Consider the following 11,941-nt stretch of genomic DNA (forward strand, 5'->3'; position numbering starts at 1 on the left):
AGATTTTGAGTCAAGCTCAGAAGGATGTTTGTAGTAACTTTTTAAACAACCTCTTTACTGTTAATCGGGCTTTCTCCATTTTGCCAAATCATCGGTAGCTGTAGTGCCACCTTTTACCAAATGTGGTTACTGGATTGAAAATTTCTTGAATTTTTCTAACATGACTTATGGTTTAAAAATTTATACTGCTAGAAGATACATAAAATACTGCTATAAACTGCTAAACTCATAAATCCTTAAACTAAAACAAAATCACGTTTTCTGTTTTTTCTTCTTCGCTGCTGGAAATAGAATATTGTTTAAAATCAATCGGTAGCCTGGCGAATTTGGATGTAGTTCCAATTCCGTTTTTGGATCTCCTACTCTATGTTGATAATCTTCTGGATCGTGTCCGCCATAAAATGTAAAAAAACCTTTTCCTTTAATGCCGTGAATATAACGACCTTCGCCGTTAGTCCTATTTTCGCCTAAAATTAATACGGATGGTTTTATTTGCGAACGATCAAAACTGGTGGTTTGCCCCATAAAACCTTTTACCAATGCAGTATGGTTTTGACATAGCATCGTCGGAATCGGATCCCATTTTGCTGAAAAATCCATCAATGTGAAGTAATCAGCATCTTTTACAATACGTCTTTTGGACGTCATATCAATCGAAGAAAACTCGTATTTCGTCGGACTGCGCTCTAGTTCAAAATTTGTAAACGCAAAGGTTTTATTAAAATCAATTTTACTTTGGTAATTTCTATCCGACACATCGCCATCAAACATTGGTTCGCAAATATCTACACCTTCTGCCGCCAAGGCAATATCAAAACTATCCGTAGCACTACACATGGCAAACATAAATCCGCCACCAATCACATAATCACGAATTTTTAATGCCACTGCTAATTTTGCTTCCGAAACTTTATCGTATCCTAACTTTTTTGCCAATACTTCCGCTTCTTTCTTCTCACGAATATACCAAGGCGCTGAACGATAAATACCGTAAAACTTTCCGTATTGCCCTGTAAAATCTTCATGATGTAAGTGCAACCAATCGTATTTTATCAGCTCATTTGACAACACTTCTTCGTCATAGACAACTTCATACGGAATTTCCGCATACGTCAACACCATGGTCACCGCATCGTCCCAAGGCACATTTCCTTTTGGAGAATATACCGCAACTTTAGGTGCTTTTTCCAAAATAACTGCTTCCTGATTTTTACTCGGACTTGCAATTTCTTCCAGAATTGTCGCTGTTTTTGCATCTGATAAAATTTCATACGAGACACCGCGAATTTTACATTCCTTTTCAACAGCTTCCACAGCAGGCAACAAAAACGAGCCGCCACGATAGTTGAGCAACCATTTTACTTTGATTTTTTTCTCAAGCGACCAATAGGTAATTCCGTACGCTTTTAAATGGTCTTTTTGCGACTCCGCATCCATCGGAATTAGGATGTACGAGGCATAACTACTCACTGAAAACAAGAGCAGTAGCATCAATGCAATACTATTTTTTAATTTCAATTTCATCATCTTTATAAATGGAAAGATACGCAAAAATTATTCCTATAGGAAAGATTTATCTTTTCTATAACAATTCTTACAAAAAAGTGCATTTCACCGACCGTTCATCGATATTTTTTTAATCGTTTTTAAAAATCAAACGAACAATTACACCCATAAAATCTACTCAAAATGTGATTATTAGCCGCTTTCAAAACTCATTAAAAAGGTCTCAAAAAGCATGAAAAAAAATCTTTCCTACAAAAAAAGGGAAAAACACCAAGCGAAAAAGCATAAAAACACCAATAACTACAAATTGATGTGTTATTAGTTTTACGAATCTCAATTTAAGTACAAATTTTATGGAAAACACAGTAATTATCAACTCCATCGGAAATGCAACTCCTGGAGCCTCAAAAGTATTGTCGGATGCGCTCAAAGTTCCGCAAGATTATATTTTAAAACTATTGTACAACGCGCCTTCAATTTTATTTCAAAAAGTAGACAAAGCCACTGCTGAAAAGGCGGAAGATACACTGACCAAATTAGGATTAGATGTTTCTATTTGTTCAAAAGATGATGAAATTGACCTCACTACAGAATTGATTGACATTAGCGTGAGTTTGGACAATATTTTAATGCTACCGAAAATTATTGAACAATTGGCGTTTTTTTTAGGTTGTAAGCAAGCGGAAGTATTGAATTTAATGCTGAATGAGCCAAGTATTGTGCTTGGAAATGTATCGGTTGCTACGGCAAAAGCTTTACAGAAACGCACAGATGCGAATGTGCATTTTTCAAACCCTAGAAAAGACTTGTATACCATTTTAATCAGTAAGCAAGCTGAAAATACACAACTTAAAAATATTGAAAAAGTACTCAAAACTAAGGCAACGGAAACAGACACTGCTTTTGTGATTGAAGACGTTTCGTATGACCATTCACAATTATTGTGGAGACAATACCAAGCAAATAAAACGGTAAAATTGTTGAATCAAAGTCATCAATTAGTAACAATCATTTTAGAAGATTTTGATGTAACCAACGAAGCGCATACTACATTTTTGACTGAAAAAGTTGGCATGCCTGCGGAAATTTTATCGGATGTATATGAAGCGCTTCCAATTTCACTTTTTGAAAATGTAAACAACATTCAGGCTTCTGCAATTATGGACGATTGTGCATCAATCGGACTCACGACGACTATAGAAAAAGACTTCAACTTTAAGAAAAAACTACACATTACAGAGATTGAAGATGCTGAAAATGTCACTAAAATTTTAGCACAATTTATCCCAGAAAAAGATTTACCAAAAGCAAACGCAACAAGCTGGACAAGTAACGAAGAAGTTCCACCGCTTATTGCGAGATATCTCTTGGCACAACTTGAACAAATAGAATGTAACCCAGAAATTATCAACTAATTATGGAAAAAACAATGCTACACTACCGCATTGCGGAACGTGGGAAAATGCACGCTTTGGACAAAAATTACAAAGAAGCATTACGTCATTACAAAGAAGCTATGAAATTAACGCAGCAAGAAAAAGACAGCGAACTGTTTTATCAGCATTACAGTCAATGTGTGATGGAAACGTTGGAGCTTTCTGGCGCGTATGATCAAGTAATTTCATTTTGCGAAAACTATCGTGAGTTCTTACAAGACAAAGAACAAAACGTATTGGTGAGAAAACACAAAGCTTTTGTTAGTGAACGTCAAGCAATTCAACATGTACTCAAAGAAGAACAAGAAGAAGCAAAAGCACTATTGCAAGACATACAAAAAGACCTCGGAAAAGGCAAGCAACCGATAACGGATGAACTGTTGGGTTGGTTGGTACGAGGCTACAAAGTCAATAAAGATCAATTGACCAAACTTCAGAGGAAACACAATTATTTTATAGTGAGAAAAGAATCAGTCAATCCAAAAATTGCCATGGATTTACCTGAGGGCATTTCTCCTTTTTAACTTTAAAAACAAAAAATGGCAGACGTAAACACATTTGATCAAGGATCAAAAATACTACAAAACGTAGACGTGAGTAGTATGGTCACAGCGCTCGCCTTGGGTATTGCAGAAGCTCAAGAACGGCTCGACACGAACTCGGTTTCGCAGCTTATTCGACTTTCCGAAAGTAAAGTCGCTGGGAAATCATTATTGGAATTAGGATTTCAACCGGCATTTTATGCTTTTGACTTTGCAGATATTTCCGCAAAAATTAGCTTAAAAATGGCGGTGAAAGAAGAAGTTGAAGTTGATTTTAGTCTCTCCGTAGATTATAAAAACAACCAAACTTTTGACCAAGACTTTTTTGACGAATTAAAAGAAAGCAAAAAGAACTCGGTTAGTAAATATTCAAAAACACAAAAAGACATTGCACTAAAAGCAAGTACTTCCGAAGACATTAGCATTAACGAAAAAACCACAAAAGTTCACGAAGAAGAAGGCTCGTATTCAAAGATTGAAAAATCGAAAGAGCAAATGCGCGATGCAGCGCAAAACATTCGTGTAGAAAGTGTAATTGAAGACAAAAGAGTATTAGACCAGAACTCTTTAACAGATGTCTACATTGCAAAAGAAGGTGGCTATGTAGTTGTGACTGAACCTTACATTCACACAGACACAGAAGGATTATTGAAGTTAGATCAAACCTATCTTCCAGCTGCTGATCCTAGCAACCCAGTAATCACTCTCAAAACAGCAAAAACATTTGAGAAAGAAGTAGACTTTGCAACCACATTGGCAAATGCTAGAACTGAAAATGGCGGAACGGTTGTTGGAATTTCTTCCACAGGAATCCACAGAGCTAGCGGAACCAAAGTATATGAGTTTTTCTTTGATTGGGATAAATCGGTGATTGATTATTCGTATTCTACGGGCGTAAAATCAGACTCACTCAACGAAGCAGACGTTACGGCGTTAGCAATGACATTAAAAAGAGATCCTGCATTAGTAATTACTGTAACAGGTTATACAGATGGAAGCGGAAGTGCTAGTCAAAAAAATGCGGCTTACAATGAAGCTCTTGGTAAAAAAAGAGCAGAATCGTTCAGAAATAAACTCAGCAAAATTGCAGGTGTCACCTTTACGGATGCACGTGTAAAAATTGCAACCGAAGGAGAATCACTAGCAAACGGAAGTACTTCTAAAGATGCAACTATTCGTAAAGTTACTGTAACATTTGCAAGTGGCGCACCAGATTATATTCTTTTCAATGGTGGAGAAATTACAAAAACAGGGGCAGCTCCTAAAAACTCAGGACCGAATCATTTTGTATATGTTGAACCAACAAATGTAACTGCAAATACAGGTTTAGACATCACTTTTATGTATGGTGGAGAAACCTATTTACTGCGCCAAGGAGCTACAGACAACCTATCGTCTTTGGTAAATAGCAAAGGAAAATATGAAGAGTTGTTTATTGAAAAAGTAGACGAATCGTATTACCTATTACACGAAGAAACAAAAGTAAATTATTTTGTGCATTCATCAGAAAACAAAGAATTGAACGTAAAAGTGAATAACGAGTCTTCTGAAGAAATGAACAAAGAATCAACTGAAGTATATGTTGGTGAAACACAGAACGAATTATCCAAACTCAAAAAATCACAACAAGATTTTAAAGGAGACCGTTCATTGGCAATTAGTGGTTCACTTGACGTACGATATGCGCGTCAATTCAACATGTCTGTAGAAGGAAACGCTTCTGTTTCGGCACGTATGATTTCGGTACCGCCGCCAACAGCGTTGGAAAACTACATTCAATCGTTGACAAACACGAACACAAATTCAAACTAAATAATCGATGAGCACGACACCTAAAGTAATACAACAAATTACCAACGCTCCATTGCCAATGATGCTGGAAAAGCTGGGAATGTCTATTGCCAATGCGCAAGCGGCATTAGATGCAAATTCTATTCGATTGGCAAATGAGTTAGCTGCGGTAACGATTGATCTAGGTGGTGAAGAATACAATTTATTAAGCCTTGGTTTTGCACCCACATTTTACGCTTTTACAGAAGCTTCTGTAGAAATGAAAATGGAATTTTCTATGGCTGAATCTGAAAGCTACGGAGGCGCATTAGGATTCAGCTATGGAAATAGCAGCAACTCCAACAACAACGCAAACTCCAACAACAGTAGTAGTGACAGCACTTCTACGCAAATGTTTGGTGTTTCTGTTTCGGCTCATTATTCTCGAAAGTATTCTACATCGGTAGAAGGCTCTTCATCAATTGCGGCAAAAATTGTTTCCTTACCCGCACCTGATATTTATTTTGAAATTTTAAAATCAACCATAAACAAAGACGAATAATAAATTAAAAAACAAAAACTATGTTTCATAAAAATCCAGAAATAGGGCAAGAATTACTCAATGTACCTATGGGACAAATGATTGAGAGCATGGCAACATCTATTGCCAATGCACAAATGGCGTTGGATTCCAACTCAATCGAAGTAGCAGAAATGATGGGAGGATTGAGTCCTGTCAAATCTACCATTAACGGTAGAGAATTTATCAACTTTAAGGACAGTCGTGTATTTTTTGGAAAAGAAAAAGTACAAACTAGTGATGCTGTTGAGTTATACAACTCTAATTCAGATGCAGCCTACAGAGCAGCAATCATTGCAAAAATTGATCCAGCAGATATTGAAGACGGATACGACAAACCTGTAGTAAATGTTGACAAAAATCCTGTTGGAGCAAACGATGCTGTGTTTACTCCAGACAATCCGAAAAATGCGGATGTTTATTACAGACATGGTGGCGATTGGTATGAGTATAACGCTGGAACCGAAGTATATGCTTCTATTACAGCTCCGACAGTTGTTCCAGGAAAGAAGATGAAAAAACCTGAAAAGGCAGAAAAAACATTGTACTTACCACAACGTTTATCCATGTTGGAATTGGGCTTCTCTCCTACTTTTTATCAGTTTGTAGATACTATTATCAAGGTATCAATCAGCATCAAGTTTACGCGTGAAGGTTCCTCTTCGTATCAATATCAGCGTAACTCAAAAAGTACAGACAGAAGTGCGAGTTTTAGCTGGAGAAGAGGTTTAAAAACTAACAAAACGGTTACTACAACACAGGTAAACGCTGGATTCTCACAAAAATATAGCTATTCGGCAGAAGGTTCTAGTTTGTTACAAACCAAATTAGTTCCGATTCCGCCACCAGCAGCATTGGAAGAGCGTGTTCAACAACAAATGGCATTGGCTAGAGAAGAAGCTGAAAACTAAGATTTCATGGGAAGAATCACCAGAGAAATACAAAATGCACCCTTACCCGAGATGATTAAATCTCTGGGTATAGGGATTGCAGAAGCGCAACGAGCTTTGGATCGGGTTTCAATGGATTTAGCAAAAGAACTTGTAGAAACCAAAGTAGAAATGGGCGGTGAAGAATATAGCTTACTAGCTTTAGGATTTACACCAACATTTTATCAGTTTGTTGATACTTTTTTTGAGTGTAAAATGTCTGTTTCTATGATGGAATCGAGAGAATTTGGAGCTTCTGTGACTGCGAGTGCAGGTTTTAATGTCGGATTTGCCGCAGTAAGCGCTTCCGTAACAGCTAGCTATTCGCAAAAATATCAGTATTCCGCAGAAGCGAGTTCTTTAGTCAGAACCAAATTAGTAACCGTTCCAAATCCACCTGTTTTTGAACAACGCTTGCAAAGCATGATTCAAAATGAGTTGGATAGTAAAAGACCACAATAACATTCTAATACCAGTATATTAAAATGGCAAAACATTGGAAAAAATTTGTAAAAAAAGAAAAAGCACCAGCGCAAGAAAACGAAGAACTCAAAGATATTACTTCGTTACTATCGCCAAACGCTAAAAAATCAGACAAATCCTTAGAAGATGTTGCCGAATTTAATTCGAGTTTAAAGTCATTGATTGACGAGCAAAAACAGCTTGAAGAGCAAATGGCTGAACTCACTGGTAAAAAAGAAGCATCAAACACTGATAAACGATACGAGCATGAAATAAAAACGATTGATCAGAAACGAAAAGAAGAAGCAGCCGCTGAAGCAAAACGTAAGAAACGAAAAGAAAGTCATCGCAAAAAAGAAGACGATCGTTGGGAAGTAACACCTTCTTTCCATAAAAAAAGGAAAGAAAACACAAACATTCCGCCTGTTTCTAAACAACGTACAACAGCTATTCCAAATACCGATTTTATTCAAAAAAAGAAAGCTGACAACTCTTCTATTCCTGTTCCTGAAGTTCGCAAAAGAACAGCGCCATCAATCGAAACTAAAAAGAAAAGAGAAAAAACATCTTTATTAAATTTTGGTGAAACGATTGAAAAAACAAAAAAGGTTGTAGACGATTTTACAAAGCGACCAAAGAAATCCGTAGCTACGGTTGCTAAAAAAGCGAAACAGAAGTCACCAACAGTCACACGAAAAGCGCCAAAAAGAAACACGCAAAAACCAAAAAGGCAACAACAAACACTGTTACAGCAAGTTGAAAAACGAATCAAAGAAACACCGCTTCAACCGAAAAAGAAACTGGTTGAAACGGTTTCTAACACCACAAAAAAGGTAGAAAAGAAACTAGATTCTTTTGTCAATAAAACTGTTAAAAAGAAAGAAGTACAAACAGTAAAAACGGTGGTTCAGAAAGCTTCTAAAGCTATTGATACATTGGATACAATTGGCAAAAAAGTTTCCGAAGTAAACGATACATTCCATACGGTTCGCACGAAAGGAAATGAACTGCAAACAGGCATCGAAAAAGTTACCAGTGTAGTAAAATCACCCGAGCTGCAATCACTCAGTAAAAAAGTTTCCAAAAGCGTTGGTATTGTGAACAAAGTAGGAAACAAACTCAATAAGGTAGACCAATTATTTAATACAGCGAACAAAAAATTAGACAAAACAAAAACAGTGACAACTCTCTTTGAGAAAAAACTGAATTCTGTTGATTTTATCAGTGGAAAAGATTCCAAAACGAACAATGCTTTCGATTTTGGTTTCATTCAACAACAAGAAACAAAAAAAGAAGAAACTAACAGCTTTAATGTAGGAAATAAAAAGTTAGATGTAGCAGTCAATGTCATTAAAACCGCTCAAAATGTAAAGAAAGGTATTGATATATTGAAAGACACAAAAAAGCAAAAAGATAGTTTCGCACTTTAAAAAAATACTCATGAGCACAGCAAATAACGCATTAACCCTAAAACAAATACTATTGGGAATTTCCGATAGTTTAAATGAGGCACAAAATCATTTGCGGAATGTAAAACCGTATGACGAATTTGGACGACCAAACACATTGTATACATTGCCGTATTTGGATTTTAATTTACAGGTAGAAGCTGAATTTGAGAAGGAAACTAGTAGTACTAGTTCGCCTACAACTGCCGCTAAAACAACTGCAAATACAGCCGTTATGGCAGAATCGTATGAAAAAAACTATGCAAAAGTAATCTCCTTTAAACCTGTTGCCGCTACTAATGTAAATACGGATACGAAGGAAACTAATAAAATTACCAGTACGATTTCTGGTCGTTTTATTGCCATAGTTCCTAATGAAGGTTTACCGCAAATGATTATCAATGCTACACCTAAAGCAACTACAAATATTCACATTTTTGATATTGATGTGGAAGTTTTTAACGCTGCGGGCGAAAAAATTTCAGACGCATTGGTAGAGTTTAATTACAATCAGGAGAAAACTAACAAACTAAATCCTGGTGAAATTTTATCACACGGCACCACGTTTTTAAACACAAGCGAAATTAGAACAGATGCTACCGGAAAAGCAACTACACAGGTAAAAGTTGACGGTGTCGATTTTGCAAAAGGATATATTTTAATCATTGAAGTCAATGTAGGAAATGTGTTGACTAAAATTTCAATTCAACAATAATCATGGCAGTTAATATACAAACCATTCAGTTTGCGCATCTTTTGTACGATACGTACAATAAGCCTATTAAAACGGGAAAAGTCCAAATACAGTTCTATAATGTCAATTTAAAATCGTGGTTATCACTTACAGATGTATTGATTGTTTCGAATGGAAAATTAGCGCATTCGTTAGCAATTCCATATAGAATTTCAACAACCGATCAAACGATTCGTGTAGTTCGAGAAATGCTCAAATCTGGCGGAACACCTTCGTTTCGTATCATAAATGCAAGTTCGTCATCTAGACTTCCCGAAGTAATTGAGACAAACTTTAAAGCTGTCATTAAAGATGATATAACACTTACAATCGATTTTGATAAAAGTTGGTTGTTAGACCCGAAAAAATACATCGCAAAAGATGATCATATCGTAATTGCGACGCAAGTTCCAATGTTTGAACTTACAAACACAATTCAAACCATAGAAATAGAAAAAGACAAAGCTATTGCACAGGTTTCAGAACTTAACGCAACAATAACATCACTTTCTGACGAACGCCAGCTGTTACAAAATCAGCTTTCTAACATTCAAAATGATATTGAAACGCAGCATCAACAATTGGCCGATTTGAATACTAGTTTGCAAACGGTAAGTTCTAATTTAGAAAGTGAACGCACATTGAGAGAAACGTTGGAAGCTGACAAAACAAATTTGGAAACCCAACTCGCCGCGCAACGCGAAGAAATGGCAGCCATGGAAGCCATAAGTAACGACGGTTCTAATTTTGAAGTCTTATACAATGAATTGCAAATTGAAGTCGCTGATATCCATAATTTGAATACTGATTTACAGCAACAGATAGATAGCATCACGATTGAACGCGACGATTTACAGCTTCAAATTTCTACCATTTCCCTAGAAAAAGAAAACTTACTCGCACAAGTTTCTGAAATTTCGACTGAAAGAGATAATTTACAACAGCAAGTTGCTGATATTTCCATTCAAAAAGAAAATTTAGAACAGCAAAATGAATCGTTTTTAGCAAATATTTCGGAATTGCAAACCGCTGTTCAACGTGAAAAAGAATTGACCAAAGCTACGCAGTTGGAGTTACAGAACACAAAAATACTCATTGAAACTTTAGAGCAAAACAACACAAAACTTCAACAGCAATTGGAAGAAGCGCAAGATTTCTCCATTACCGATCATCCTAATAAATTGTCTGCGAGTAAAGTCTACAGCAGTATCGTAAACGACGTTATAAAAGCGGATGCAGAACTTGCAAACTCTAACTATAAACTGTCTAATATTTCAGTAAACTTAAAAACAACGGTTGAAAAAGGCCCTGAAGGAACCATTTTTGGCTTGTTAGATTATGAATCTGCGAAAGACGTTAACAGTGCCGCTATCAGTGATATTACGCTAGATATTGTACCGTCACAAAACACGGTAACGATTGAAAAAGATGAAATGCCAAATGTGTTAGGATTGACGGAAACTGCCGTTAGAAAAGTATTGCAAACGTATGGCTTACGACTCGACGCTGTATATCATGCTACAAAAGATGAAAACTTGGTGGAAGGACAGTCCTTTAAACAATCGCCAGCACCAGGAAATCCAGTAGAAGAAGGACAAGAAGTACTAGTAATTTTCGCAAAACCATTAAACTAAAAAAATTATGTCAAGCAACTCGTATGATTATGTAAAAGATGCCTTTGCCGCACCGTTAGGAGATTTTATCGCCTCAATTGGCGAAGGTGTTGGAGAAGCACAAGCCGCATTGGATGAAGGCTCTTTACGACAAACTTTAGAAATATATAACAGTGATCCTGATAAAGCTTCAGAAACCTTAAAAATGCTTCGTGAAGTTGGGTATCAACCGACATTTTACACGATTCCAAAAACAACAGCGAAAGCAAAAATTTCATTGTCGATTTCGCAGCAAAGTACTGGGAATTCTTTGCCAAGTTCGCGTGCCTTCAGACCTAAAATGTATGCAACGCCCGTGAATGCGTCTAATACGAATAAATACAATTTAGGATTGAACGCTACGGCAGAAATTGAATTTGATATTGTTCCAGTGCCACCGTCAGAAGCACAAATCATTCGTTTTTTACCGAATATTATCGAAAAGGAAGATGAAAACGGAAACATGGTAAAACGAACCTTTGGTGAAATTAAAAACTTATTGACGGAATACGGACTCAACTATGAATTTGGCGAAAATATAGACCAAGAAACCATCACCGACGAAACCACCTTTGATACGCAATCGCCTGCTTTTGATGTCAACAAACCAAGTATGATAAGAGCTGAAGATGTGATTACGTTGGATGTGGATGTTTGATGTTGGGTTTTGGGTGTTGGGTTTTGGGTTTTGGGTTTTGGGTGTTGGGTTTTGGGTGTTAGGTGTTAGGTGTTAGGTGTTAGGTGTTAGGTGTTAGTAAAATTACTTTTACATTTTTTCTGTTTGATGTTGAATGTTGAATTGTTCTTAAAAGCTCAATGTTTCAAGAGAAAAACAAATAAACAAATCCTCGAATTAACAAATTGACAAAACACAAAACAAACT

General features: G+C 36.4%; 11 protein-coding genes. 10 read left to right on the forward strand and 1 reads right to left on the reverse strand.

What is annotated here, in order from left to right; translation table 11 throughout:
* Window positions 1-252 precede the first annotated feature (252 nt).
* Complete coding sequence (locus C8N46_RS15995; RefSeq protein ID WP_108115930.1) at window positions 253-1,524, reverse strand: asparagine synthetase B; 1,272 nt, start codon at window positions 1,522-1,524, stop codon at window positions 253-255.
* Window positions 1,525-1,859: 335 nt separating this feature from the next.
* Between C8N46_RS15995 and C8N46_RS16000 the strand changes: the two genes are divergently transcribed.
* From C8N46_RS16000 to C8N46_RS16045, 10 genes are read left to right on the forward strand one after another with little or no spacing between them, the layout of a single operon-like run.
* Window positions 1,860-2,921: a hypothetical protein gene (locus tag C8N46_RS16000; RefSeq protein ID WP_108115931.1), complete on the forward strand. Its 1,062-nt coding sequence runs from the start codon at window positions 1,860-1,862 to the stop codon at window positions 2,919-2,921.
* 14 nt (window positions 2,922-2,935) lie between these two features.
* Window positions 2,936-3,466 carry a hypothetical protein gene (locus tag C8N46_RS16005; protein ID WP_211314504.1) on the forward strand — a complete coding sequence of 177 codons (531 nt, stop codon included), beginning with the start codon at window positions 2,936-2,938 and terminating at the stop codon, window positions 3,464-3,466.
* 15 nt (window positions 3,467-3,481) lie between these two features.
* On the forward strand, window positions 3,482-5,296 hold the full coding sequence (locus tag C8N46_RS16010; protein WP_108115933.1) for an OmpA family protein: 1,815 nt from the start codon (window positions 3,482-3,484) through the stop codon (window positions 5,294-5,296).
* A 7-nt stretch (window positions 5,297-5,303) separates the two neighbouring features.
* On the forward strand, window positions 5,304-5,816 hold the full coding sequence (locus C8N46_RS16015) for a hypothetical protein (protein WP_108115934.1): 513 nt from the start codon (window positions 5,304-5,306) through the stop codon (window positions 5,814-5,816).
* Between the two features lie 20 nt (window positions 5,817-5,836).
* Complete coding sequence (locus C8N46_RS16020) at window positions 5,837-6,745, forward strand: hypothetical protein (protein ID WP_108115935.1); 909 nt, start codon at window positions 5,837-5,839, stop codon at window positions 6,743-6,745.
* A 6-nt stretch (window positions 6,746-6,751) separates the two neighbouring features.
* Window positions 6,752-7,225 carry a hypothetical protein gene (locus C8N46_RS16025; protein WP_108115936.1) on the forward strand — a complete coding sequence of 158 codons (474 nt, stop codon included), beginning with the start codon at window positions 6,752-6,754 and terminating at the stop codon, window positions 7,223-7,225.
* Window positions 7,226-7,248: 23 nt separating this feature from the next.
* Complete coding sequence (locus tag C8N46_RS16030; protein WP_108115937.1) at window positions 7,249-8,655, forward strand: hypothetical protein; 1,407 nt, start codon at window positions 7,249-7,251, stop codon at window positions 8,653-8,655.
* Window positions 8,656-8,665: 10 nt separating this feature from the next.
* A complete protein-coding gene (locus C8N46_RS16035; protein WP_108115938.1) occupies window positions 8,666-9,388 on the forward strand; it encodes a hypothetical protein in 723 nt (240 codons plus the stop codon).
* 2 nt (window positions 9,389-9,390) lie between these two features.
* Entirely contained in the window at window positions 9,391-11,040 is a 1,650-nt protein-coding gene (locus C8N46_RS16040; RefSeq protein WP_108115939.1) for a PASTA domain-containing protein, read from the forward strand.
* 7 nt (window positions 11,041-11,047) lie between these two features.
* Window positions 11,048-11,716: a hypothetical protein gene (locus C8N46_RS16045; RefSeq protein ID WP_108115940.1), complete on the forward strand. Its 669-nt coding sequence runs from the start codon at window positions 11,048-11,050 to the stop codon at window positions 11,714-11,716.
* Window positions 11,717-11,941 lie beyond the last annotated feature (225 nt).

The sequence above is a fragment of the Kordia periserrulae genome, assembly GCF_003054265.1.
GTDB classification, from domain to species: domain Bacteria; phylum Bacteroidota; class Bacteroidia; order Flavobacteriales; family Flavobacteriaceae; genus Kordia; species Kordia periserrulae.

What these genes read in the sequence shown, in the direction of transcription:
- C8N46_RS16000 (WP_108115931.1), top strand. Translation starts at nt 1,860, where the DNA reads ATGGAAAACACAGTAATTATCAACTCCATCGGAAATGCAACTCCTGGA.
- C8N46_RS15995 (WP_108115930.1), bottom strand. Translation starts at nt 1,524, where the DNA reads ATGAAATTGAAATTAAAAAATAGTATTGCATTGATGCTACTGCTCTTG.
- C8N46_RS16040 (WP_108115939.1), top strand. Translation starts at nt 9,391, where the DNA reads ATGGCAGTTAATATACAAACCATTCAGTTTGCGCATCTTTTGTACGAT.
- C8N46_RS16020 (WP_108115935.1), top strand. Translation starts at nt 5,837, where the DNA reads ATGTTTCATAAAAATCCAGAAATAGGGCAAGAATTACTCAATGTACCT.
- C8N46_RS16005 (WP_211314504.1), top strand. Translation starts at nt 2,936, where the DNA reads ATGCTACACTACCGCATTGCGGAACGTGGGAAAATGCACGCTTTGGAC.
- C8N46_RS16030 (WP_108115937.1), top strand. Translation starts at nt 7,249, where the DNA reads ATGGCAAAACATTGGAAAAAATTTGTAAAAAAAGAAAAAGCACCAGCG.
- C8N46_RS16015 (WP_108115934.1), top strand. Translation starts at nt 5,304, where the DNA reads ATGAGCACGACACCTAAAGTAATACAACAAATTACCAACGCTCCATTG.
- C8N46_RS16025 (WP_108115936.1), top strand. Translation starts at nt 6,752, where the DNA reads ATGGGAAGAATCACCAGAGAAATACAAAATGCACCCTTACCCGAGATG.
- C8N46_RS16045 (WP_108115940.1), top strand. Translation starts at nt 11,048, where the DNA reads ATGTCAAGCAACTCGTATGATTATGTAAAAGATGCCTTTGCCGCACCG.
- C8N46_RS16010 (WP_108115933.1), top strand. Translation starts at nt 3,482, where the DNA reads ATGGCAGACGTAAACACATTTGATCAAGGATCAAAAATACTACAAAAC.
- C8N46_RS16035 (WP_108115938.1), top strand. Translation starts at nt 8,666, where the DNA reads ATGAGCACAGCAAATAACGCATTAACCCTAAAACAAATACTATTGGGA.